Source organism: Chryseobacterium gallinarum, from assembly GCF_001021975.1.
Lineage (GTDB): Bacteria > Bacteroidota > Bacteroidia > Flavobacteriales > Weeksellaceae > Chryseobacterium > Chryseobacterium gallinarum.
The window spans coordinates 2,728,764-2,754,372 of the sequence record NZ_CP009928.1 but is presented as its reverse complement, the minus strand read 5'-3'; the positions used below and the strand labels follow the sequence as shown (position 1 = coordinate 2,754,372).

Annotated in this window: 24 protein-coding genes; 18 read left to right on the top strand and 6 right to left on the bottom strand. The window is 37.8% G+C overall.

Annotated features, from left to right (window positions below; genetic code table 11):
- The first annotated feature begins 112 nt into the window (after nt 1–112).
- Nucleotides 113–2,263 carry a prolyl oligopeptidase family serine peptidase gene (locus tag OK18_RS12415; protein ID WP_053328186.1) on the top strand — a complete coding sequence of 717 codons (2,151 nt, stop codon included), beginning with the start codon at nt 113–115 and terminating at the stop codon, nt 2,261–2,263.
- A gap of 67 nt (nt 2,264–2,330) precedes the next feature.
- Here OK18_RS12415 and OK18_RS12410 read toward each other — a convergent pair whose 3' ends face one another.
- Together OK18_RS12410 and OK18_RS12405 are read right to left on the bottom strand one after the other, a co-directional pair.
- Nucleotides 2,331–2,660, bottom strand: a complete 330-nt coding sequence (locus OK18_RS12410; protein WP_050022382.1) for a 2Fe-2S iron-sulfur cluster-binding family protein — start codon at nt 2,658–2,660, stop codon at nt 2,331–2,333.
- Between the two features lie 12 nt (nt 2,661–2,672).
- Nucleotides 2,673–3,728 carry an NAD(P)/FAD-dependent oxidoreductase gene (locus OK18_RS12405; protein ID WP_053328185.1) on the bottom strand — a complete coding sequence of 352 codons (1,056 nt, stop codon included), beginning with the start codon at nt 3,726–3,728 and terminating at the stop codon, nt 2,673–2,675.
- Between the two features lie 151 nt (nt 3,729–3,879).
- Between OK18_RS12405 and OK18_RS12400 the strand changes: the two genes are divergently transcribed.
- Nucleotides 3,880–4,650, top strand: a complete 771-nt coding sequence (locus tag OK18_RS12400; RefSeq protein WP_050022384.1) for a DUF3108 domain-containing protein — start codon at nt 3,880–3,882, stop codon at nt 4,648–4,650.
- Nucleotides 4,651–4,915: 265 nt separating this feature from the next.
- Here the strand turns inward: OK18_RS12400 and pheS are convergent, their stop codons facing one another.
- Both pheS and OK18_RS12390 read right to left on the bottom strand, forming a co-directional pair.
- Complete coding sequence (gene pheS, locus OK18_RS12395; RefSeq protein ID WP_050022385.1) at nt 4,916–5,926, bottom strand: phenylalanine--tRNA ligase subunit alpha; 1,011 nt, start codon at nt 5,924–5,926, stop codon at nt 4,916–4,918.
- A 132-nt stretch (nt 5,927–6,058) separates the two neighbouring features.
- Nucleotides 6,059–6,718 carry a YceI family protein gene (locus OK18_RS12390; RefSeq protein WP_053328184.1) on the bottom strand — a complete coding sequence of 220 codons (660 nt, stop codon included), beginning with the start codon at nt 6,716–6,718 and terminating at the stop codon, nt 6,059–6,061.
- Between the two features lie 75 nt (nt 6,719–6,793).
- Between OK18_RS12390 and OK18_RS12385 the strand changes: the two genes are divergently transcribed.
- Nucleotides 6,794–7,729, top strand: coding sequence for a sulfate/molybdate ABC transporter ATP-binding protein (locus OK18_RS12385; RefSeq protein WP_050022387.1), 936 nt, complete (start codon nt 6,794–6,796; stop codon nt 7,727–7,729).
- A 308-nt stretch (nt 7,730–8,037) separates the two neighbouring features.
- On the opposite strand, the gene OK18_RS12380 is transcribed toward OK18_RS12385, so the two are convergent.
- Nucleotides 8,038–8,382 (bottom strand): zinc ribbon domain-containing protein YjdM, encoded by a 345-nt coding sequence (locus tag OK18_RS12380; protein WP_050022388.1) that lies wholly within the window; start codon nt 8,380–8,382, stop codon nt 8,038–8,040.
- A gap of 245 nt (nt 8,383–8,627) precedes the next feature.
- On the opposite strand from OK18_RS12380, the gene OK18_RS12375 reads away from it, so the two are divergent.
- The 14 genes from OK18_RS12375 (at nt 8,628) to OK18_RS12310 (ending at nt 22,487) form a co-directional block, all read left to right on the top strand.
- Nucleotides 8,628–9,833, top strand: coding sequence for an RsmB/NOP family class I SAM-dependent RNA methyltransferase (locus OK18_RS12375; protein ID WP_053328183.1), 1,206 nt, complete (start codon nt 8,628–8,630; stop codon nt 9,831–9,833).
- Nucleotides 9,834–10,016: 183 nt separating this feature from the next.
- The gene (locus tag OK18_RS12370) at nt 10,017–11,684 is read left to right on the top strand and encodes a GLPGLI family protein (RefSeq protein WP_053328182.1); all 1,668 of its coding nucleotides are present in this window, start codon (nt 10,017–10,019) and stop codon (nt 11,682–11,684) included.
- Between the two features lie 320 nt (nt 11,685–12,004).
- Nucleotides 12,005–13,672: an asparagine synthase B gene (gene asnB / locus OK18_RS12365; RefSeq protein WP_053328181.1), complete on the top strand. Its 1,668-nt coding sequence runs from the start codon at nt 12,005–12,007 to the stop codon at nt 13,670–13,672.
- A 183-nt stretch (nt 13,673–13,855) separates the two neighbouring features.
- On the top strand, nt 13,856–14,698 hold the full coding sequence (locus OK18_RS12360; RefSeq protein WP_228377601.1) for a hypothetical protein: 843 nt from the start codon (nt 13,856–13,858) through the stop codon (nt 14,696–14,698).
- A gap of 137 nt (nt 14,699–14,835) precedes the next feature.
- Complete coding sequence (locus OK18_RS12355) at nt 14,836–16,239, top strand: MFS transporter (RefSeq protein WP_053328180.1); 1,404 nt, start codon at nt 14,836–14,838, stop codon at nt 16,237–16,239.
- A gap of 202 nt (nt 16,240–16,441) precedes the next feature.
- The gene (locus OK18_RS12350) at nt 16,442–17,317 is read left to right on the top strand and encodes a pirin family protein (protein ID WP_053328179.1); all 876 of its coding nucleotides are present in this window, start codon (nt 16,442–16,444) and stop codon (nt 17,315–17,317) included.
- A gap of 205 nt (nt 17,318–17,522) precedes the next feature.
- Nucleotides 17,523–17,834: a GNAT family N-acetyltransferase gene (locus OK18_RS12345; RefSeq protein WP_053328178.1), complete on the top strand. Its 312-nt coding sequence runs from the start codon at nt 17,523–17,525 to the stop codon at nt 17,832–17,834.
- Between the two features lie 47 nt (nt 17,835–17,881).
- Entirely contained in the window at nt 17,882–18,778 is an 897-nt protein-coding gene (locus OK18_RS12340; RefSeq protein ID WP_053328177.1) for a pirin family protein, read from the top strand.
- A 24-nt stretch (nt 18,779–18,802) separates the two neighbouring features.
- The gene (locus OK18_RS12335) at nt 18,803–19,339 is read left to right on the top strand and encodes an NADPH-dependent FMN reductase (protein WP_050022391.1); all 537 of its coding nucleotides are present in this window, start codon (nt 18,803–18,805) and stop codon (nt 19,337–19,339) included.
- Nucleotides 19,332–19,910, top strand: a complete 579-nt coding sequence (locus OK18_RS12330; RefSeq protein WP_050022392.1) for a TMEM175 family protein — start codon at nt 19,332–19,334, stop codon at nt 19,908–19,910. Before OK18_RS12335 ends, OK18_RS12330 begins: the two co-directional genes overlap by 8 nt.
- 1 nt (nt 19,911) lies before the next feature.
- Nucleotides 19,912–20,130 (top strand): (4Fe-4S)-binding protein, encoded by a 219-nt coding sequence (locus OK18_RS12325; RefSeq protein ID WP_050022393.1) that lies wholly within the window; start codon nt 19,912–19,914, stop codon nt 20,128–20,130.
- Entirely contained in the window at nt 20,130–20,525 is a 396-nt protein-coding gene (locus OK18_RS12320; RefSeq protein WP_050022394.1) for an OsmC family protein, read from the top strand. The genes OK18_RS12325 and OK18_RS12320 overlap by 1 nt, the downstream gene beginning before the upstream one ends.
- 2 nt (nt 20,526–20,527) lie before the next feature.
- Nucleotides 20,528–20,815, top strand: coding sequence for a GNAT family N-acetyltransferase (locus tag OK18_RS12315; RefSeq protein WP_228377600.1), 288 nt, complete (start codon nt 20,528–20,530; stop codon nt 20,813–20,815).
- Between the two features lie 112 nt (nt 20,816–20,927).
- Nucleotides 20,928–22,487: a sodium:solute symporter gene (locus OK18_RS12310; RefSeq protein WP_053328176.1), complete on the top strand. Its 1,560-nt coding sequence runs from the start codon at nt 20,928–20,930 to the stop codon at nt 22,485–22,487.
- 84 nt (nt 22,488–22,571) lie between these two features.
- Here OK18_RS12310 and OK18_RS12305 read toward each other — a convergent pair whose 3' ends face one another.
- A complete protein-coding gene (locus OK18_RS12305; protein ID WP_053328175.1) occupies nt 22,572–24,800 on the bottom strand; it encodes a reprolysin-like metallopeptidase in 2,229 nt (742 codons plus the stop codon).
- Between the two features lie 208 nt (nt 24,801–25,008).
- Between OK18_RS12305 and OK18_RS12300 the strand changes: the two genes are divergently transcribed.
- Nucleotides 25,009–25,530, top strand: a complete 522-nt coding sequence (locus OK18_RS12300; protein ID WP_050022398.1) for a hypothetical protein — start codon at nt 25,009–25,011, stop codon at nt 25,528–25,530.
- Nucleotides 25,531–25,609 lie beyond the last annotated feature (79 nt).

Genomic DNA, 25,609 nt, shown 5'->3' with positions numbered 1-25,609 from the left:
CAGGAAAAGAAATAGAATGATCAATGTTCTTTATTTTTATAAACCTGTCATTTGATGGCTTAAGTTTTAGTACATTTGTCAGGATTAATTTATCACTCTAAAAAGAAATACCATGAAATATATTTTCCTATCCACCGGCCTGCTCTTGAGCCAGCTTGCTTTGGGCCAGTATAATTATCCTAAAACTCCGGAAAAACCTGCAACAGATGATTTTTTCGGAACAAAAATTACAGATAACTACCAATGGCTTGAAGATTTGAAAAGCCCTGAAGTAAAGACATGGTTTAAAGCGGAATCAGATTACAGCCATTCTATCATCGATAAAATTCCCAACCGTGACCTACTCTATAAGCGGATGAAGCAGGTCCAGGAAATGGGAGGCGACTCTTACAGCTATGCAAGACAAAGGGGGAATCTTTACTTTTATATGAAAACCAAAAAAAATGAAAAGCTTTCCAAGTTATATACCAGAGATATTTCTACAGGAAAAGAAACCTTGATTTTTGATCCTGAAACCTATAAAAAAGATGCGCAGATCACTTTTTTCTCAATAGACTCCCGGGCGGACAAAGTGGCTCTTCTCCTTTCCAAATCCGGAGGTGAAATCTGTGAACTCAAAATTTTAGATTTAAAAACAAAAAAAATACTTGACGATACGCTTACCCCTTTGTGGAGCGAATTCAACTTTGAATTTACCCCTGATGGGAAATCTATTATTTACACTAAGATGAGTACCGGAGATCCCAACAGCAGTATGCTCCTGAAAGAAATGAAAGCTATGATGCATCAGATCGGAACTTCTTCCGATAAAGATGTGGAATTGGCTTCAAGGGAAGGGAACCCCGAACTTAATATGCTGACAGAGCAGTTCCCAATGATTGAGTTTTCTGATGACTATCAGTACATTCTCCTTAATATCGGCTCTACCAAAGCAGAGAGTCCCCTGTTTTATGCGCCTTACGCTGCTCTGAAAGATAAAAAAATCACTTGGAAACCCATTGTTAAGGCTTCGGATGATATTACACAAACCTTTATTAAAGGAGATCAGTTATTTTTCCTGAGCCACAAAAATGCACCGAATTACAAGATAGGAGTAACCAGTCTGTCTAACCCCGACTTTGATCATGCTAAAATTATTGTTCCGGAGGGAAATGCTGTAATTACCTCCATACACAATTCTAAAAATTATTTATTCTATGCATTAAACAATGGTATTTCTCAGGAGAAATATCAGATTGATCTTAAAACCCTGGCGATAAAAAAGGTCCCTTTACCTGAAGGCATTAATAATTCCGGTGCTCTTAACCCCCGTGAAAACGATAATATACAGTGCTATAACAGCAATTGGCTGACCCCCGGTACTTTTTACGAATATAACCCGGAAAATGGTAAAGCTGTAAAAAGCAAGAATTTTAACGGGGAAACCAGCTATCCGGATTACAGCGCTCTGTATGTTGTAAAAGAAGTAGAAGTGAAAAGCCATGACGGAGCCATGGTCCCTCTCTCTATCATTTACCCTAAAAACATGAAAATGGATGGCAATACACCTGCATATATTACCGGATATGGAGGGTATGGAATCTCTTCCACACCACGCTTTTCAAACAGGCTGTCCGTATTACTGGAACAAGGAGTAGTTCTCGCTATTGCCCACGTGAGAGGAGGAGGTGAAAAAGGTGAAAACTGGCATAAAGACGGTATGAAAGCTAAAAAGCCTAATACCTGGAAAGATTTCATTGCTTGTTCAGAATACCTTATTGATCAAAAGTATACTTCTTCTTCCAGGTTAATTGGTAACGGGGTAAGTATGGGTGGCGTTCTTATCGGAAGAGCCATTACGGAAAGACCGGATCTGTATGCCGTGGCCATTGCCGAAGTAGGAATGACAAATGTATTGCGTTCTCAGAATTCAGCGAACGGAGCCAATCAGATTCCGGAAGTAGGAAACTTAAAAGAACCCGGAGATACTAAACACCTGATCGAAATGGATGCCCAGAGTAAGGTAAAAAAAGGCGTAAAATATCCGGCTGTGATTGTCCGTACCGGAATGAATGACTCCAGAATTACGCCCTGGGAACCGGCAAAATTTGCAGCGGTATTACAAAACAGCACCGCTTCAGGAAAACCCGTTTTGCTGTATGTGAATTATGAAAACGGACATTTCACAAGCGACCTGGATGTTGTCTTCAAAGAATATTCCGATATTTTTGCCTTTGCCTTGTGGCAGGTAGGACATCCGAAGTTTCAACCGGCAAACAAATAAATGCTATAAAAACAAAACCCGTCCGGATAATCCGGACGGGTTTCTTATTAAGATTAAAAAATATTGTCTAAGGATAAGGAGCAATCTCCACTTCAAGTCCTTCCATTTCATCTGCAATGTGCAGCTGACATCCCAGCCTGCTGTTATCTTTCACGTGGAAGGCTTCAGCCAGCATGGCATCTTCCTCTGCTCCCATCGGCTCCAGCCCCGGATCATTGATCACATATACCTGACAGGAGGCACACATCGCCATTCCTCCACATACTCCAATAGTACCTTCTTCTGCCAATTCGTAGGAACGGATAATTTCCATTAGATTCATAGACATATCCGTTGGAGCGATCACATCGTGGGTTACACCTTCTCTGTCGGTGATTTTAATATTAATATCTGACATAATTCTGCAAAATTAGTCAATTTTTTTCACAACAGCCTTCTCCGCTTCCTTACGGCTTCCGTCAAATCCGTCTACCCCACTTACGGTTGTATATTTCAGTACGAATTTTTTGCCCGGATTTAACCTGTTATAAACACTCTGGCACATCAATGTTGCTTCATGGAATCCACAAAGAATCAATTTCAATTTTCCAGGGTATGTATTGATATCACCGATAGCATATACACCATCAATGTTTGTTTGATAATCAAGAGCATTATTCACTACAATGGCATTTTTTTCGATTTCCAGTCCCCAGTTACCAATATCACCTAATTTTGGAGTCAATCCGAATAAAGGAATAAAGTAATCTGTTTCAATATCGAATGCTTCCTCACCATCTTTTTCAACCGTAATGGCTTCTACCTTACCGTCTCCTTTAATAGCGGTTACCTCAGCCGGAGTAATCAATTTGATTTTCCCCTGGTTTTTAAGATCCTGAACTTTTTCCACTGAGTCCAGAGCTCCTCTGAACTCGTTTCTTCTGTGAATCAAAGTAACTTCACTCGCTACATTGGCAAGGAAAATACTCCAATCCAGCGCAGAGTCTCCACCTCCTGCAATCACTACTCTTTTATTTCTGAAGTGTTCAGGTTCTTTCACGAAATATTCAAGACCTTTTTCTTCGTAATCAGCGATATTTTCAATCGTTGGTTTCCTAGGCTCAAAAGTACCCAGACCACCTGCAATGGCTACAGCTTTTGCTCTATGAACCGTTCCTTTGTTGGTTATTACTTCAAACCACTCATCATCTACCTTATTTAAAGTAACGGCTGTTTCCCCTAAAGTAAAACCAGGTTGGAACTGCTTGATCTGTTCCATTAAATTATCTACCAGCTCTCCGGCATTTACTGAAGGATATCCCGGAATATCAAAAATAGGTTTCTTAGGATAAAGTTCTGCCAATTGCCCTCCCGGCTGTGGAAGTGCGTCAATAATATGGCATTTCATTTTTAATAGACCAGCTTCAAAAACGGCAAAAAGTCCTGTAGGTCCTGCCCCTATGATCAATATATCAGTGGTTATCATACTTTAAGATAATTTAATTATACATGTAACTGCAAATTTACTAATTTTAATGCGAAGCCTATTTAATTGATTCTAAATAAAAACCTGAGATTTGTCAAATATCTATCAATTAAGATTTTAAATTTGGCAATATTTTTGTAAATGTCATATTATGAAGAAAATTTTAAACCTTTTTGCAATATTTATATTCGTTATAGGATCGGCCCAGCTGAGCAATATTGCAGACGGTGAATCAATCACTTTCAGGATCCATTACGGATTTCTGAATGCCGGAACCGCCAATCTTACCACCCAGAAAACCAATTACAAAGGAGTGCCCCACCTCTATGCTAAAGGTACCGGGCAAACGACAGGGGCAGTAAAGGCTTTTTTTAAAGTAGAAGATTTATACGAAAGCTTCATTAATATCGAAACCGGGCTTCCAAGCTTTTATGTACGGAATGTACGTGAAGGGAACTACCGTCAGCATTTTGAAACCGTTTTCAACCATGATAATAATACTTTAATATTAACGGATAAAAAGGAGCCTGCCAATGGTTCAAAAGTGATCAAATCCGTAAAAGGAGTCCAGGATATGCTGTCCTGCTTTTACTATTTAAGGAGCAAAACCCCTGAAGAACTGAAAGTAGGTACCATCATCAATATGAATGTATGGATTGATGATGAAATGTTTCCCTTCCAGTTAAAAGTAGTAGGAACCGAAAATCTGAAAACTAAATTCGGCACCATCAATTGTTTAAAGATCATTCCATCGGTAAAAAGCGGAAGAGTATTTAAAGAAAAAGAAGGGGTTACCATGTGGGTTTCCAATGATGCCAATCATATTCCGATGTTACTGAAAGCCGAGTTGGCTGTTGGATCACTGAAGGCAAGTATTGATGGTATTAAAAATGTAAAGTATCCTTTAAAGTTTACTAAGTAATAATAGTTAATTTTTCATATAATGTCTGTAATTTTTTTACAGGCATTTTATTTTGAGTGTAATACTTTTATGATTCAGATTGTCTTATCAATAGAGCGAAACATTTAATGAACACTTCTTCGCCGCAATCTTTTTAATCAAAGTGCTGTAACAAGAAATAAGACACATGTAAATTTTTCAATACAATCAGTTTTTAATTACGTTTTGTTTCTTAGGTCAGTAGTTAAAAACAAAAAACCTCCGGAATTCCGGAGGTTTGATTATTTTATAGAGATTTAAACTGTTCTAATGTTCTGATGTCATTTTCAAAGAACATCCTGATATCACTCATCTGGTAAAGAAGCATGGTAATTCTTTCAATTCCCATTCCGAATGCATATCCTGAATATTTCTCAGCATCAATATTTACATTTTTCAAAACGGCAGGATCCACCATTCCACAACCCATAATTTCCAGCCATCCTGTTCCTTTGGTAATTCTATAGTCTGTTTCCGAGTTAAGTCCCCAATACACATCAATTTCAGCACTTGGCTCCGTGAACGGGAAATAAGATGGTCTCATTCTGATCTTAGACTTCCCGAAAAGTTCTGTGGTAAAAAACTGAATGGTCTGCTTCAGATCAGCAAAGCTTACATTCTCATCAATATACAGACCTTCAATCTGATGGAAAATACAGTGAGAACGTGAGGAAATCGCTTCATTCCTGAACACTCTTCCCGGAGATAAAATTCTGATAGGTGGCTGATTTTCTTCCATATAACGGGTCTGTACGGAAGAGGTATGCGTTCTCAACAGGATATCCGGATTCTGTTCAATAAAGAAAGTATCCTGCATATCCCTTGCCGGGTGATATTCCGGAAGGTTAAGCGCGGTAAAGTTATGCCAGTCATCTTCAATCTCAGGGCCGTCCGCTACTGCAAACCCGATGGATTTGAAAATTTCAATAATCCTGTTTTTTACCAGATTGATCGGGTGTCTTGAACCCAATTCCAGTGGGAAGGCAGGTCTGGTAAGATCTTCTTTTTCTATGACAATAGAAGTTGCAGAAGCATTTTTCAAATCTTCTAATTTCACAGCAACAGCTTGTTTCAAAGTATTGATCTTCTGTCCGAATTCTTTCTTCTGGTCGTTAGGAATTTCTTTTAATGTTTCGTAAAAATCATTCAGAACCCCTTTTTTACCGTTGTACTTGATTCGGAAGTTTTCGATATCTTCCTTAGAGGTAGCATTGAAGCCGTTTACTTCGATCAGTAGTTCTTCTATCTTTTCTATCATTATTTTACCCTTTCAAAATGTTTTGCAAAAATACGACTTTTAAGTTTAATAATTATTCTAAACCATCATAAAAAAATCTGCCTCTTTTTCGGGAGGCAGACTTCAATCACTTATTTCACTTAAATAAAAAAATTATTTTTTCTCTAAAGCTTTCACGTTGATCTGAAGAGTTACCTCATCTTTAATGACCCCGTTTTCAGCTGGAGCCTGGAACTTCACCCCAAACTCTTCTCTTTTAATGTCCTTCGGCTCTGTAGCTACACTTACTTCTCCTCCTTTTACAGAAACATTAGCTTTGAACTGAACCGGTTTTGTAATTCCTTTAATGGTTAAATTACCATCTAAAAGAGTATTGTAGTCTCCTTCCGTAGCAGGAGTAACTTTTGTAATCTCATAGGAAGCGGTAGGGAATTTTTCTACTTCAAAGAAATCACCGCTTTTAAGGTGCCCGTTTAATTTTCCTAAATCTTCAGGGCTGTCTTTTAAATCCACAGAAGTCAGTGAATTCATATCAGCAACGAATTTTCCGCTTTCCAGTCTTCCGTCTTTCACCGTCACATCTCCGCTTTCAAATCTGATCGTCCCGAAGTGGCTTGTATTTTCAGATTTAAATACTTTATATCCTTTCCATTCAACTTTACTGTTTAGCGTATCCAAAGTATACTGGCTACCTTCTTTAGTAGTGGTTACCTCATTACTTTCACTGGTAAGAGGTTTGTCTTTTTTACAAGAAACGACCACAACAGCAGCAAATAAAGCAGGAATAGCTAACGAAAACAGTTTTTTTCTCATTTTTGATTTATTTTTATTACTTCCGCTAATATAATAAAAAAAATTATGTTTTCATAAAAACCTTACATTTGTATTATGCTATTAGAAATAAACAATTTATTTTTCTCTCACACGCAGGATAAACCCCTGTTTCAGAACCTTAATCTCAGGTTTGATGAAGGCAAAATCATTGCGCTGGCAGGTGAGAGCGGATGTGGAAAATCTACCCTTCTCAGTCTGATTTATGGTCTTCTGGATTGGGAAAGCGGCGACATTATCTTTAACGGGACCCGGCTTCTGGGACCTAAGGGAAATCTTGTTCCCGGGGAAGCGGATATGAAATTTGTGGCACAGAATTTTGACCTTATGCCATATGCTACTGTGGCCGAAAATGTAGGAAAATTTATTTCTAATATTAATTTAACCCAAAAAAAAGAGACCGTTACGGAGCTTCTTGAAGTTGTAGGACTTCAGGAATTTGCCAATGTATTGCCTAAATATTTAAGTGGCGGACAACAGCAAAGAGTAGCTATTGCAAGGGCTCTTTCCGTATTGCCTAAATTACTTATTCTGGACGAACCGTTCAGTAACCTGGATTTTCCAAGAAAAATAGAACTCCGGGAAAGACTCTTCCGTTATGTAAAGCAGCACCGGATTTCGTTAATCATATCCACCCACGAACTTCAGGACATTATGCCATGGCTGGATCAGATTGTGATTCTTCAGGATGGCAGGCTCATCCAGAATGACAGCCCGGAAGAAACGTACCGGAAACCCTATAATTCCTATGTTGCCAAATTATTCGGAGAAGTCAATATCTTCAATGAAGCTGAAACAGAAGAATTCCGCCTGACCAAATTTTCCTATTATCCAAAAGAAATAAAAATCACTGAAGGAGGTATGGAAGCGGAAGTTCTGGAAAGCAGATTCGCCGGAAACTATTACTGGAATAAAGTAAGGGTAAAGGGTAAGGAACTGATAGTGTATACTGATGAGAAAATCACCGGCAATATTGCTATTTCGTTTATTTAAAGCGAAAAAAGCAAAGGACAGAAAAGCGATTTTATTTTACAGTTTCTTCTTATAACTTGTACATTATCTAACACTTATCAACAACTTGTGGATAAAAAAATACAAACATAAGAACCTGTTATAAAACTTTTTCTTACATTTGTATTTCCACAGCATAAGGAAATTTTTGGTTAATTCTCTTTCTGCCTTCGGACGGACATTAGCAACCTTGCAATTAAGTCTTTTGAAAGATTACACTGTCCAATTTTTTCCTTTTTTTGTGCGTTTATGGCAAATATTCAGTTGCCGGCAGCTAAAAGCCAGCTCCTCTATGCTTTCTTTACAAATTCCGATTTTAAAGCCATCGCCCCGAATCCTTCTATTTTGCAATCAATATTGTGATCACTCCCTGGTCTTAGACGGATATTTTTCACTTTAGTTCCTGCTTTTACCGGTTTGGGTGCCCCTTTTACAGGAAGGTCTTTAATGACTACCACGGAATCACCATCCTGGAGTTCATTTCCGTTTGAATCCAATATTTTTCCTTCATTGGCTGCTTCAGAAGCTGCTTCCTCAGGATTCCACTCGTAGAAACACTGGGAACATACCATCATATTATCGCTTGGATATGTAAATTCTGAACTGCATTTCGGACAAAGTACTGTATCACTCATATTTTAATTTTTTACAAAGGTAGGCTTTTTTGGAGGTTAGAGTCAATAAGGAGACAAAGCGAATGATAAAGGGCGAAAATTGATGATGTAGAATGTTGGTATACTATCGTTCGAAACGGTTAAAACCTTGTTATAAGATTTTTCTCAAAGCGCACCCGCTTTTACCCCTCAACTCTTCAGGTTCAAATTCTCAACTCTCAATTAAAAGTCGTACTTTTGCAGATTCAAAACAGCGAAGCAAATTTATGGAACTTATTCACAGAAACTTAGCGATCGGAATTCACGATGCTTTACAAGAAACATTTTTCGAGAAAAATAAATACGCTGATAAAGTAATCGAAAGACTTTTAAAAGCTAATAAAAAATGGGGAAGCCAGGACAGAGCCGTTGTTTCTGAGATTTTCTACAATATCATCCGTTGGAAAAAACGCCTTGAATATTATATGGGTGAAGGAGTAAAACCCAACAATATCTATAAACTGATCATAGCATATCTTCTTTGGAGCAAGACCAATTATAAGAAATTTGAAGAGTTTGACGGTATCAAAATTGCAGACATCCTCACCAAACTTAAAAAAAACACAGTTCCTACGAAAGCGATAGAACATTCTATTCCAGAATGGCTAGCCGAAACCTTAGAAAAAGAATTAGGAGCAGGCTGGGAAAAAGAGATGCTTGCACTAAACGAGCAGGCTCCTACAGTATTAAGAACCAATTCACTGAAAACTACAACAAAAGAACTGATTTCTGATCTTTCAGACGAGGGGGTAGTTTCCTTTCCTATCAAAAATTATCCTGATGCTGTTCAGCTGGAAGAAAAAAAGAACGTTTTTCTTACCACTGCTTTTAAAGAAGGATTATTTGAAGTTCAGGATGCTTCTTCTCAAAAAATCGGATATTTTCTTGATGTTAAGGAAGGGCAGCGGGTAGTAGATGCCTGTGCGGGTGCCGGAGGAAAAACACTTCACCTAGCTGCATTAATGCAAAACAAGGGACAGATCATCGCTTTAGACATTTTCGACTGGAAACTGGCAGAATTGAAACGCCGCGCCAAGAGAGCCGGAGCCCACAATATAGAAACCCGTATGATTACGGATAACAAAGTAATTAAGCGTCTTCATGAAAAGGCAGACAGACTTCTGATTGACGCTCCATGTTCCGGTCTCGGAGTATTGAAAAGAAATCCGGACAGTAAATGGAAAATTGATCAGGATTTCATCGACAGAATCAAAAAGGAGCAGCAGCAAATTCTTCAGGATTATTCCAAAATGCTGAAAAAAGGAGGAAAAATGGTATATGCCACCTGCTCTATCCTACCCTCTGAAAATAATGAACAGGTAGAAGAATTCTTAAGAAATAACCCGGGATACAAAATGATCAAAGATGAAAAAGTAATGCCCAGCCAAGGTTATGACGGATTTTACATGGCTTTGATTGAGAGGATTTCTTAATTCAGGATCTAATAATACTTTATAAAAACTGCTCTGTTTTCCAGGGTAGTTTTTTTGTTTACATCAACAAATACTTTTTGTAACATTTTTTGTAACATTTCAATTTCACTCTCTACCTATTGAGAAAGTAAGCGTTTTGAAGCTTTGAAAAGTTACTATAACTTTGAGACAAATCCATCAATTATGTACAAAAGAACTCTATTTTTTATTCTTGCAGTTTTTTCATTCTGTGTAATTTCTGCACAGACCTATGAAATTCAATACACCAGCTCTTATAACGGAAAAACGGTTTCAGACCAGCCTTCCACCATCGTTTGGGTCAATGAAAAGGAAAATTTTATTCTCAATGCTATTATTAAAGAACAGAAAAGCCCTTATCCTTTTGAACTAACAAAAGTGGAAAAACCATCCAATACTGTTGTTTCTTATGCTTTTTTAAAACCCGGAGATATTATTTCAGCCTCCGATGCCGAATCTATAGGAAAGCAGAATTTTGAATTTACTTCCGAAACCAAAAAGATACTGGGATATACCTGTAAAAAAGCAGTGACCAAAGTTAATTCAAATACGATTGAAATCTGGTATACTCATGATCTTGGATTACAGGGCGGACCATCTGTATTAGGACAAAATCTCGGATTGGTATTGGAGGTGGAAAGAAATAAAAATTCGCTTGTTACTGCTACCTCCATGAAGAAAATTAAGAATACAGGGATTGAAAATATCATAAAAGGGAGCATACAGCCTACTGATCAGCTTGGCTATAAAGACCTTCTTTGGAAGAGCAGGTTTACCACACTGAAAGTTTTTGAAAATGAAACTATTAACTTTTCCGATGCTTCAAAATCAGATGATCTTATAAAGAGATATGCTAACGGAACCATTATTTTAAAAAAGATCAAGTTTCCGGTCATTACGGAAGGGGAAAATATTTTTGTCGAATTGAAGCAGCAGTCAAATGGAGATGCCTATGACAGAACCGGAACCGTATTCTTCATTCCCCAGGACAAAGAAAAATCATTTTTTGATGGTTTGGAAAAAGGGGCCAAAACGCTTCCTGTTTTTGACAACGGAAACGGAAAGCAGTATTATGGAGTCATTGCCACAGAAAGTTATAATCCGGCTGTAGAGATGATGAGGTTCTTTACGGCATTTGGAATCCAGAAGTTCAATCACATCCAGCTAAAAGATAAAAACTGGCAAACTATCAGCCCTTATAGAGAAGATATTACAGAATTAAAGCCTTCTTTATCCGGTAAAGAACTCTGGGTAGGTACTTTCATTGGCAACTATGATAAAGGGGGCCACAAAGTAAGTCTTGAGATCACCCTCCATAAAAGTGATCAGGCGGTTCATAAAAATAATACGGTTATTCCTTTATTCAACACCTTAAATATCATGGAAATGGCCGGACAGGACTACTCCACCATGTTCAGCCAGGAGAAAGGCCTGTTGGTAGATTTCATCCTAAAGAAAGATTTAAAAAACGCCCAGTTAAGATATACTACCACCGGACATGGAGGTTGGGAAAATGGTGATGAGTTTGTCCCTAAATCCAATTCTATTTTTATGGATGGGAAGCCGGTCTTCTCTTTTGTGCCTTGGAGAACAGATTGTGGTTCTTACCGTTTATATAATCCTGCTTCAGGAAATTTCCAGGACGGCCTTTCATCATCGGACCTCAGCAGGTCCAACTGGTGTCCGGGAACTGTTACAAACCCCAACTTCATTCCTCTTGGAGACCTGAAGGCCGGAAAACATACCATACAGATTAAAATTCCACAAGGTCCTTCAGAAGGAACCAGCTTCAGCTCATGGAATGTTTCAGGGACATTGTTGGGAATAGAATAAAAACAAAACCTTCTTGCATGAGAATTGCAAGAAGGTAAAAACACAAATGATGAAAAAAAATTATTTCGAGCCACAAAGTAAGGGGTAAAATTTGTATAATAAATTATCATATATTAATAAATATGTCATTTTTATTTCGTATAGAGATAATACAAAATGTAAGCCTGGTGAAAAAAATTAATCAGAAAACAGATTAGCTATTCAAATACTTTAAATTTTTCTTTATTTTAAATAAATAAGTTAATAATTTTCTTATTTAAACTTTTTTTGTTGTTATTTTTAAACATCAATTTTACTTTTGTTTCATAAATAATAAAAAAATGTGTGGAATTGTATGTTTATTTGACGCCAAACAAAAAACAGAAGTATTAAGACCTCAGGTATTGGAAATGTCAAAGAAGATCCGTCATAGAGGACCGGATTGGAGCGGTGTTTTTCAGGACGAAAAAGTAGTATTTTCCCATGAAAGGCTCGCCATTGTAGACCCAACTTCAGGGAAACAACCCTTATTTACAAAAGACGGAAAGGTGGTATTAGCCGTAAACGGTGAAATCTACAACCACAGGGAATTAAAAGAAGAATTTCCGGATTATGAGTTTCAGACCCAGTCAGACTGTGAAGTGATTCTGTCCCTCTACAGAAAATATGGAAAAGATTTTGTGGAAAAACTGAATGGCATTTTTGCATTTGCATTATACGATACAGAAAATAACACGTACCTGATTGCACGTGATCATATGGGAATCTGTCCTCTTTACCAGGGATGGGACAAGAACGGGAATTTTTATGTTGCTTCCGAATTAAAAGCCCTGGAAGGCGTCTGCAAAAAGATTGAAACATTTTTGCCGGGACACCTGTTATACAGTAAAGACGGTAGTGAGCTTCAGCAATGGTACACCAGAGACTGGGAAAGCTTTGATCATGTAAAAGAAAATGAAACCGATATTTCAAAGCTGAGAAAGGGACTTGAAGATGCTGTTCACAGGCAGCTGATGAGTGATGTTCCCTATGGCGTGCTTCTTTCAGGAGGTCTGGATTCGTCTGTTATATCAGCTATCACAGCTAAATTTGCAAGACAGAGGATTGAAAGCGGCGATACCCAGGAAGCGTGGTATCCAAGGCTTCACAGTTTTGCGGTAGGCCTGGTGGGATCCCCTGACCTTGCAGCCGCCCAAAAAGCAGCAGAGCACATCGGATCCGTTCACCATGAAGTTAATTTCACTGTTCAGGAAGGATTGGACGCCATCCGTGATGTTATTTATCATCTGGAAACATATGATGTGACAACTATAAGGGCCTCCACTCCTATGTACCTCCTGGCAAGGGTGATCAAATCGATGGGCATCAAAATGGTATTATCCGGGGAAGGCTCTGATGAATTATTCGGAGGATACCTGTATTTCCACAAGGCACCTGATGCTAAAGAGTTTCATGATGAAACGGTAAGAAAACTCGGAAAACTTCACCTGTATGACTGTTTACGGGCCAACAAGGCGCTCATGAGCTGGGGAATAGAAGGAAGGGTTCCTTTTTTAGATAAGGAATTCATGGATATTGCCATGTCCCTTAACCCAAAGGATAAAATGATTAATGTCGCCGAAGGAAAGATTGAAAAGTGGGTACTGAGAAAAGCTTTTGAAGATCTTCTTCCTGACTCTATTGCATGGAGACAAAAAGAACAGTTTTCAGATGGCGTAGGTTACTCATGGATCGATACTCTGAAAGATATTGCTGAAAAAGAAGTTTCTGATGAAATGATGGCCAATGCGAGATTCAGGTTTCCGGTAAACACCCCGCAAAATAAAGAAGAATACCGGTACAGAAGCATTTTTGAGGAGCATTTCCCAAGTGAAACTGCTGCTGCAACAGTTCCGTCTGTTCCATCGGTAGCATGCTCCACTCCTATTGCACTGGAATGGGATGAGGCTTTCAAAAAAATGAATGATCCAAGTGGAAGAGCAGTGAAGGTACATGAAACATCCTATTAATGGAAAAATGAATAATAGATACGTTCAGGATCTGAGGTTTACCTTTCGTATGTTTCTGCGATCCAATGTTAAAATAATAATTATCAATCCTGTAGCAATACAGGATTTTCTTTTGAATTAACGACAATAATATCGTCATAATTTCGTTGACAATCAAAAATAATATATAATAAATAATTATATTTGGAAAACGAAAATATCAATTATAAAAAAATGAGAAGAAACCTTACTGTTTTATTTGCCTTATTATCCATTAGCTTTGCCTTCGGACAAGGAAAATTTGGTAAATATTTAAATTCAAAAAAGCTTGCTTTAGCCTATAAAAGTGTGAAAGATGCTGATAAAGATGACTATTACCAACAATATTACTGGCTTGTAATGGCAGAACAGCTGAAAACTTATCCCCACCTTAAGGATATAAAACCTGTTGTTTTATATGAATTTGTAAAATATGTAAATCCTCAGAACCCAACGAAAAAGCTGGATGACAGAAGTAAAGAGCTGAGAGCAACCGCAGAACTATCTTTAAATCAATATTTTAAAAATAAAAAATTTGAAAATAATTCGGTTTTAATGTACAACCTTGAAACTTATGTTGATCCTTCTAAAGGCCAATACTATACTAAGGTTGATCCTGAAAAAATCAAAGAACTGGTTCCGAAAGAATTATTCGCCTTCAATTCTGTCAACAGGAATTTAGGGGAAGAAAAAACGTATTACCTTTGGATCGATAAGAAAAAAGATCATTTGAATATCGTTGATATCATTCCTAACGAAAAAGAGGACAAAGCATTTTATACAAGGTTAAGACAATATCTTCCCAACTATAAATTTTCCAAGTATGTACCTTCTGTGAAAAAAGGGAACAAATCTGATAAAACAGACGTAGATTACTACTACATCATGCCGTTTGAACAGAATACAGATAATATAGAATACAAAACCAAAGATTTCAAAACTTTTATTCTAAGCCAGTACAGAAAAGCCGGTGATGAATGGAAAGGAGTAGAAAAGCCAAGAAAATAAATCAAAAAGTCCTGTGATATTTCGCAGGACTTTTTTAATTTTATATGGATTTCTTTATCTAAAGATTTAAAAGCTTAAAGTAAACATTCGTCAAACAAAAAAAGCCCGGGATTTTTAAAAGCTCCGGCCTTGATATAATGACAGATACCAGCCAACAACAAACTTCCATTAAGAAAATACTTCCATTGATTCTTGCTACTGCTATTTTCATGCAGATGCTTGATTCTACAATCCTGAATACCTCTTTGCCTTCTATTGCAAAAGACCTTAATGAGTCACCTCTCAATATGCAGAATGCGATTATCAGCTACGTGCTGACATTAGCGGTTTTCATGCCTGCCAGCGGTTTTCTGGCAGACAGGTTCGGAACCAAAAAAATATTTATATTTTCCCTGGTATTATTCAGTCTCGGATCACTTTTCTGCTCTCTTTCCCAGAACCTCACCCACCTGGTGATTTCAAGGGTAATACAGGGAGTCGGGGGAAGTTTAATGACTCCTGTTGGTAAATTGGCCTTAATCAAGACTTTTGATAAAAATGAACTCCTTAAAGCAATGAACTTTGCCATTATTCCCGCACTGATCGGACCCGTACTGGGGCCTTTAGTAGGAGGATATATGGTAGATTATCTTTCATGGCACTGGATATTTCTGATTAATATTCCGATAGGATTTTTAGGAATTCTTTTAGGCTTAAAATTTATGCCTGATTACAAATCAACCGATGTGGATTTTGATTTGAAAGGTTTTTTAATTTTTGCCGCAGCCTCTCTCCTGCTCTCAATTTCACTCGAACTTTTCGGGGATATCCAGAATATCACTCCGGTTCTCCTTGTATTCATTTTAGGGTTTCTCTTTCTCTATTATTATTACAGGCATGCCAAACGGGAAGGAAATCCCATTTTCCCATTAAACCTTTTCCAGGTAAGAACTTTTCGGGTAGGAATTGTAGGGAACCTGGCTACCCGGTTAGGAATAAGCTCTGTCCCGCTTTTACTTCCGCTCATGATCCAGATTGCCTACAAGCAGTCTGCGGTAACTTCCGGCTGGATTATTGCTCCTATGGCACTAACAGCTATATTCGGAAAATCTTCTGTCATCAAAATCCTGGATAAATACGGATATCGCCAGACTTTAATGGTGAATACATTCATTATCGGAACCCTGATCTGCTTATTGGCTATTCCGGATATTCACACTTCTTTATATTGGTTTGTCCCTATCATAGCGGTTTTAGGATTCTTCAATTCTATCCAGTTTACCTCCATGAATACCATTTCCATTGCTGACCTCCGGAATTTCCAGACCAGCAGCGGCAATTCACTGATATCAGTCAATCAACAACTTGCCATCGGTTTTGGTATTGCATTCGGATTGATTGTTTTGAAAGTATTTGAAAATTCAGATCTTATTAACGGAGAAATTCACAATGCTTTCCGTTATACTTTTCTCACCGTCGGGATTCTGACTATTTTATCAGGTCTGGTTTTTAGAAGACTCCATATTTCCGATGGGAAGAATATGAAATCGAAGGACGAATAATCAGGAAAAAGACAGATGAACAAATAATAAATTGCTGACCTGCCTGTTATCCACCTTTCTTCAACCTAACGGGGGCAAAAGGCTTGTCCACTTACCATCTTCCTTCTTACCTGTTTTACTTCACCTCTTAACGAACTTATCACAGATCAATGCTTTTCCTATATAGCAATAGTATTTTTGTATCTATAAAATCAACAATATTATGGCAACTAAAAAAGTAGAAATCGTAGTATCTCCAAGACCTGCACATTTTGTAGGCGACGGTTTTAGAGTTCATAATTTTATTCCAGGGGTACATGGATTAGATATGAAAAGAATGGACCCGTTCATTATGCTTGATTATAATTCAAAATTCCATTTTAATGGTTCCGAAACACCAAGAGGTGTAGGTGTTCATCCGCATAGAGGTTTTGAAACAGTAACAATAGCATACAGTGGTAAGGTAGAACATCATGACAGCGCCGGTGGTGGCGGAATCATAGGAGAAGGTGATGTACAATGGATGACTGCTGCCAAAGGAGTTCTTCATAAAGAATATCATGAAACGGAGTGGTCAAAAAAAGGAGGAATCTTTCAAATGGTTCAGCTTTGGGTTAACCTTCCTGCAAAAGATAAGATGAGCCATCCAAAATACCAGGCGATTGAAAACTCCAGTATGGAACGGGTAGATTTAGGAGAAAATGGAATAATAGAAGTGATCGCAGGAGAATATCAGGGTCATAAAGGACCGGCCAGTACTTTCACTCCTGTTCATATGATGAATGCAAAGCTTAAAGCAGGAGGAAAAGCGGAATTTACTTTCCCGGCATCCTTTAATACCGCAGCATTAGTGATTGAAGGAAGTATTATTATTAATGGAGAAGAACACGTTAAAACAGATCATTTCGCTTTGTTTAAAAATGAAGGAGAGACCTTCACTATTGAGGCAAAAGAAGATGCTATTATCCTGATCATCAGTGGAGAGCCTATTAATGAACCGATCTATCCTCACGGGCCTTTTGTTATGAATTCCCGGGAAGAAATCATGCAGGCATTTGAAGACTTCAACACCGGAAAATTCGGTTACCTTGAAGATTGATAGAATTAAATTTATCTTAATCTTTGATTGTTCCTTTTTTATTAACTTTATATAATTAACAAAGGTGTAAATTTTATTATGCCTAAATAACCAGAATAAATCTCAGGAGCTAAACCTTATAGTTTTTGAAACCTATAAGGTTTAGTCTTCATTACTGATAGAAATTTTACTCCTTAAATATCACAACTTTTTAATCTTAAAAATTATGAAACCTGAATTTGAAAACATCCCTCTCGTAAAAACTGATAAAAGATTTGAAATAGAAGTTAACGGTCATTATGCATTCATTGACTACCGCGAGACAATGCATCAGGTCTCTCTGATTCACACGGAAGCTGAACCGGAGCTGGCAGGAACTGGAGCAGCAGCCGCAGTCGTAGAAAAAACATTACATTATATAGAAGAGAGCGGTAAAAAACTTTTACCATTCTGTCCTTATGTTTTTGCTTTTATTAAGAAGCATCCGGAATGGAAACGTATCGTGGATGAAAGATTTGAAGGCTATAATAAAATTTAAATCAATCACTTAATATTCAAATAAAATTAAAAAATACGTCATTTATTATGTCAAATATTGGACTTATCATAGAGGAGAAAGCAGCAGATATAGGGAATTTCCTGGTAGGAAGGCTTCTTCCTTTCCGTGAGAAAAGAGCGGTAGGACCTTTTGTTTTCATCGATCATATGGGCCCTTCTGAATTAAAGGATTATCAAAATCTTGATGTTCCTCCACATCCCCATATTGGATTGTCTACATTAACATACCTGCTGGAAGGCTCTATTTTCCACAGGGACAGTATCGGAAGTGCCGTTGAAATAAAACCGGGTGCTGTGAATTGGATGACCGCCGGAAAAGGGGTTGTACATTCAGAGAGAACTCCTGAATATTTAAGACACAGTGATAAAAGACTTCACGGATTCCAGATCTGGGTAGGACTTCCCAAGCACCTGGAACAATCGGAGCCTACTTTCCATGTTGAAGCTGATGAGATTCCGGTATGGGAGGAAGACGGCATTCAATATAAGCTTATTGCAGGTGAAGCTTTTGGCAGAACCTCTCCTGTACCAGTGCACAGCAAGCTGTTTTTTCTGGAAATTAAAACAAAAGAGCCTAAGAAAATAAGCATTGGAAAAGACCTCTACGGGGAGGCAGCAATGTACGTTTTAGATGGAACGGTGACCACTGAAGGGAACTCCTATGGATCCAAACAACTGATGATTGCCAAGGATACTAAACTGTGTGAGTTTGACATGAGCGAAAACGGTACAGTATACCTTTTCGGAGGTGAACCTTTTGATGAGGAACGCTTTATATTCTGGAATTTTGTCAACTCAGATAAAGAAATCATTGATCAGGCTAAAGTAAACTGGAATGATCAGAATCATGATGCATTCCCTCTGGTTCCGGGTGATGAAGAGGAATATGTTCCCCTTCCCAAAGCTATTTTAAACAGAAAATAATATCCTGTACAGAATCATACCACCATGAAAGTATTAGCATTTGCAGGAAGCACCTCTTCCACCTCTATTAACCGGGAACTGGTAAAATTTGTCCTGAAGGATTTCCAGAATGAAGAGCTTAATTTTATTGACCTTAATGATTTTTCAATGCCTGTTTTTTCTGTAGATCTTGAAAAAAAAGGTTTTCCTGATGAAGCTTACCGGTTTCTGAAGGAAATTGAAGAATGCGATGTTATCATCTGTTCCCTTGCCGAGCACAACAGGTCTTACAGCGCCGCTTTTAAAAATATTTTCGACTGGGCATCAAGGATCAATGTAAAAGTTTTTCAAAACAAACCCATGCTTTTAATGAGCACTTCTCCTGGAGGTTACGGGGGCGGGAACGTAATGAACACTGCCAAAACATTTTTCCCCCAGTTTGCAGCAGACATTAAAGAAACTTTTTCACTTCCGAAATTTTATGAAAATTTTGATCTGGAAAATGGAGTAATTAATCCTGAAATGCTGAATGACCTGAAAAGTAAAATAGCAAGTTTTAAAAGCCAGATTACCCATGACTAAGGGAAGATTAGAAGCGTTCAGTGATGGTGTTTTAGCTATCATTATCACGATCATGGTGCTTGAACTCAAGGTTCCGGAGGGCAGCAGCTGGGCAAGTCTCCAACCTATACTTCCCAGATTCCTGGCGTACATTTTCAGCTTCATTTACGTAGGAATTTATTGGAACAATCATCATCATTTATTCCAGACTGTGAAAAAAGTAAACGGCAGTATTCTTTGGGCCAACCTTCATTTATTGTTCTGGCTTTCCCTGATGCCTATTGCTACAGAATGGATAGGAACCTCTCATTTTGCCCAAAACCCTGTTGCCACTTATGGAATAGGACTTATTATGAGCGCCATTGCCTACACCATCCTGGAAAATGTAATCATACGCTGTGAAGGAGAAAACTCTAAGCTAAAAGAGGCAATACATTCTAAATTTAAAGAATATATATCGATCATTTTTTATGTTCTGGGAATCGCTACTTCATTTTTTTATCCTTATATTGCCATAGGTTTTTATTATCTCGTGGCTTTGATATGGCTGATTCCGGACAAAAGAATCGAAAAATCATTAAAAGAAAATTGATATGGAAACACACGAATATACCAATGGTGACATCACAGTCATCTGGAAACCTCAAAAATGTATTCATTCGGCTATTTGCGTAAAAACGCTTCCCAAAGTCTACAATCCTAAAGAAAGACCTTGGATCAAAGCAGAAAATGCAACCTCCGGAGAACTCAGAAAACAAATTGACCTATGCCCTTCCGGAGCATTAAGTTATACATTCAATACAACAAAATAATGGCGGTAACGGTAAAAGCAAGTTTAGGAAAAACAAAATATTATACAGAGGTCACTGCCGGCGAAAATCAAATCATTACTGATGAGCCGGTAGACAAGGGTGGTCAGAATAAAGGGTTTAATCCCTTTGAAATTTTAGCCACTTCCCTGGCAAGCTGTACAGCGGCTACATTAAGAATGTATATAGACAGGAAAGAATGGGAAGTAGAAAACATCAATGTAGAGGTAGAGCTTGAAAATTACCCGCTCACCAAAAGAGCTGTCTTTAAAAGGGATATTACCTTTGATGGAAATCTGGATGATGAGCAGATGAAAAGACTTCACACGATTGCTGATGCATGCCCTGTTCACAAAATATTAACTAACGATATAGAAATATTAACTAAATTCTCATAAACATGATCGAAGTAAAACAAAACAACGACGACAAACACGGAAGTTTTGAAGCTTTCATAGATGGAAGACGTGCAGGCATGATGACGTATACCTGGGCGGGAGAAGAAAGATTTATTATAGACCACACCGAGGTGGAAGAAGCTTACAACGGAAAAGGTGTAGGAAAAGAAATGCTTTTGGCAGCGGTAGATTTCGCCCGGAAAAATGGAAAAAAAATCATTCCTTTATGTCCGTTTGCTAAGGCAAGCTTCCAGAAAGATGCAGCAATTCAGGATGTTTTGGTGAATTAGCCTTTATTTAACCCTCAAAATATAAAACCTTTCAGAGCAGATCTCCGGAAGGTTTTTTTCTTTTTCAGCAGAACAGAAAAAAACTATATTTGCTAAAATTTAAAATTTCAGCATGAATTCAGGAACTATCCTTTTGCTATTTGTCTTTATCTATTTCATTGGTCTTTTGGTGATTTCTTATTTCACCAGCAGAAATTCTGATAATCAATCATTTTTTATCGGCAATAAAAAGAGCAAATGGTGGCTCGTTGCATTTGGAATGATAGGAACCAGTCTCAGTGGAGTTACCTTTATCTCGGTTCCCGGAACGGTCGGAAAAATGACCGGAACAGAATATATCTATGGAGGATTTGAGTATTATATGATGGTGATCGGATTTTTTATCGGATATTTTATTGTGGCCGCCATATTGCTTCCCCTATATTATAAGATGAACCTCACTTCCATTTATACTTATCTGGGAAAAAGATTTAATGTGGAGGCACACAAAATAGGCTCTATATTCTTTATCATTTCCAGGGCTATTGGTGCAACGGCGAGATTATATCTGGTGGTAAATGTTTTACAGATCTTTTTGCTGGAAGGGCTGGGCGTTCCGTTTTGGGTTACCTCACTTGTTCTTTTACTGATGGTTCTTTTGTATACCTTTGAAGGGGGAGTGAAAACAATCGTAATCACGGATACGCTGCAAACTTCGTTCATGATTATCAGCCTGGTCGCTTGTATTGTATATATTCTATCCAACCTGAATTTATCTTTCGGTGAGGCTTATACTATTTTAGAACAAAAAAACTATACCCATTTTATCAATTCTGATCCTAATTCCAAAACCTTTTTTCTTAAAACCATCTTAGGAGGAATTTTCATTACGATTGCCATGACGGGGCTGGATCAGGAAATGATGCAGAAAAACATTTCTGTTGACAACCTTAAAAATTCCAAAAAAAATATGCTGACTTTTGCAGGAACATTGCTTTTTGTAAATCTTGCTTTCTTATTCCTGGGTGGACTGCTCTACCTTTTTGCATTACAACACGGAGCTGAGTATGGAACGATAAACACTGAAACGGTTGCTCATATTTTCGGATTTAAAGACGCTTCAGGAAATATTAAAAATATCATGGGGGATGACTTATTTCCTGCTTTATCTCTTCAGGGATATTTTCCCATGGCTATTTCAATTATTTTTATCATTGGATTAATTTCAGCACTGTTTCCTTCTGCTGATGGTGCTTTGACTGCGGTTACCAGTTCTTATTGTGTAGATCTGTTGAATATCAATGAGGATAAAACCAAAACAGAAAAAGAAAAAAAACGCGTCCGTATGAAGGTACATTTAACGTTTACAGCTGTTTTCTTCATCTTAATCATGGTTTTTAAAGCACTGAATGATAAATCTATTGTATATCTTATTATGGAAATTGCCGGTTATACGTATGGCCCGCTTTTAGGACTTTTTGCTTTCGGAATCTTTACCAGGTTCAGGATTTCAACAAAACATTCTATTCTTGCAGTAACACTTCTGGCTCCTGTTATTACGTATCTGATCAATCTTGCCGTGACAACTTATACAGACTACCGGATTGGTGTAGAACTGATTGTTCTTAACGGATTGCTGACATTTATCGGCTTATGGCTGATAAAAGATAAACAGCATTTAAAGGTTGTTTAATATACATCATTAAGAGAAGATTAAAATTAAAAGACCGCTTTCATGTTTGGAAGCGGTCTTTTAAGTAAAGGGAGGGGTTGAACCCTATTCTTTAATCCATTTTATAGTTTTATCTATATTTTCAGACTTAATCTTGATCAGATAATCTCCTTTCACCAATTGGGAGAGGTTGAAAGATCCTATCCTGTCATACCCCGGCTTATTATTCCGCTGATTGAATACCAGCTTTCCACTTACATCATACACTGTAATATCATAGACTTCATTTGAATTGGTAAATTTAATATTCAAAAGACCCTTACTTGGGTTAGGATATATGGCAAATACGTCTTTATTATTTTTTACTTCATCAACAGCCAATACCTGACTAATGGTAAAATTAACCGGATTAATATTAAAGAAAACATTTCCCTCTCCGGCCACCATAATCCTGGCTTGTGTGGTATTCACATTAGGAATAGTGATCACTTCTGAACCATCGTTGGGAGTAGACGCCAAGATCGTGGTAGGATATGTAAGCCCTCCATCGGTGGAAAGTAAAATACTCACATTGGCACAACTTACGGGAGCAGCGGTAGTATTCGCTACGTTCCATGTAATGGTTTGAGATGAGTTGCCTGCCCAGTTTACTGCAGAGCCGGGTGCTGTTACTTGGAACGGACCTGAATTCCCGTCAACCGTTATGGTAGCATCATCATTGGCAACCCCGGCACAGCCGGCATTATTGTCTCTTACTGTCAATCTAAACTCCATAGTTCTTCCGTAAGATGGTAAAATTTCCCCTTTAGGGGTGGTTGTACCGATTAAATCGGTAAGTCTCGGAAAATATCTGTAAGGTACGGTGGTAGGCATAAATGACCTGAACAAAGGAGCATTCAGAGTCGGAAGATTCCAGTCTCCGGCAGGACCGGTATCATTCTGCTCCCAGCAATAGGTAAGTGCGTTGTTTTCAGCATCAGTGGCTGAGCCGGTCAGCTTAAACGGAGTACCTTTTGGTATGGTATAATTGTTTCCTGCATTTACAACAGGGGCGGTATTAGGAACAGGCGTTGTTACCTGGCATGTTGTTGACTGAACTTTTGTCGTAATAGACTGGAATGAACGGGTGTGAAAAATAGGAATACTATTGGCTGCCAGGTTATTGGTAGCTCCACAAATTCCCGCGTAAGCCATAATGGTAATTCCACTTCCCGGTTCTACAGCATTGGCTGAACTGCGGTTCCCGTTACAGTTTCCTGTTATCGCATTAAAGGTATGAGGGCCTCCAAACTGGTGTCCTACTTCATGTGCTACATAATCAATATCATAAGGATCTCCTACAGGATTAGATGAACCGGTAATTCCCCTGGCTTTACTCGCATTGTTACAAATAGAGCCTAATTGGGCTAATCCACCTCCGCCAGTGCTGAATGTATGTCCTATATCATAATTGGCATTTCCTATCAAAGCATCAATCTGGGTCTGGCTTTCATTGATTAACATATTGGCATTATTATTTCCGGTAAAAGGATCGGTATCAGAATTGGTAAAGATAACGTTGGTTTCATTATCTACCAATATGAGCCTGGAAGCCACCTCCTGCTCATATACTCCGTTTACTCTGTTTACGGTCGTTATAATAGCTGAAAGAGTTTGTGCAATAGTAGGTGTAGCAAGTCCCGTAGCTGCCTTTGCATACTCTCCCGTGCAGGCTACTGCCAGTCTGAAAATTCTAATTTGAGTTCCTACGCTTGGTGTAACGCTTCTTTGCGCGCTTTTTTTTTCAAATTGATGTTCTTCGTCCTGCGTTCCACAGGTTCTTGGATTTTTATCAATAAGATCAGCTTTTTTATAAACGATATAATTGTTAATATCAGTTTTTGCATAAGGATCAATGTAGGTATCGCCCGTCACCACGGATTTTATCTGGGCATGAAATCCTAATTCTGTCAGATCCAGTTTTACTGTAGCATAGCGGTCGTCCACTCCCTGTCCCGTTAAGGTAATAAGCTGGGGAAACTGACTGGCTAATTTCGGAGCCATTACTGAGGATTTCCAGATTTTAAATTTTGCTTTTGTTCCGTCAGGCATAGGAAGTACAATAACCGGTGCATTGTTTTTAAAATCATGATCTGCCAACTCCGGAACTGAAGCAAAGTAATTTCTTATTCTTTCCACATCCAATTTATAGGTAAGGAACTTTTCGGGTTGTACCGTTCTGTTTTTAGAATCCGTTCTAATAGACCTCTCACTGACCGGTGTAAAAAAATCCTGTCCTTTTCCAAAAAACAAGAATAAGAGGAATATTCCTGAAAATAGTTTTTTAATTTTCATAGTGATTATATTAAGCTGTAAAATAAAGATATGAAAAATTTAAAAAAGTAAAGAATTAAAAGACAAACAATTGCAAATTTTATTTAAAATATACAATTATTAATAGTAAAATCCGGATATTATCCAATTCAAAGCAATTATGATTTCTTCATAAAATTCATCTTTTCTGACTATCTTTGAAGCATAATAACTTATTAAATATAAAACTATGAAAAAAATTATTTCCTTTTTCATTTTTGCACTGTCTTTCGGTCTCATGCATGCCCAGGAAAATTTTGAAGTTTCCACTTTAAGAATCGGGCCCTATAAGGTTTTCATGCCGCAAATTGAAGCCGAAAAAATTGCCGGAATAAAGCTAAAGCCTACAGATGGTGAAAAAAAGAATATAGTACAATACAATGGTGAATCTATCCAGGTGGAAATTTTTAATAACTATATTAATGAAGCCAATCCCAGCGTACCCTCGATTACTTATATGCTTACCACCAGTAAAAAGTTTAAAACCAAAAGCGGGATAGGGGTCGGAAGTACAAGAGATGACCTTATCAACGCTTACCGGAATTATCCTAACTTCAGCGTACGTCCTGAATGGGATGATAAAATGCAGAAACCTGTAAAAGATTCCGGGTATTTTACCCTGGAGGATAGCCAGGCCGGAACACAGCTGACTTTTAAATTTATTAATAATATAGTCACAGAAATTTCTGTTTACCTCAATGAAGGCTGTTAAAAAAGAGAAAATAATACAATCATTCAAAATCCGGGTCTTAAAACCCGGATTTTTGCATTTCCATAAGCCGCTAAAAAAT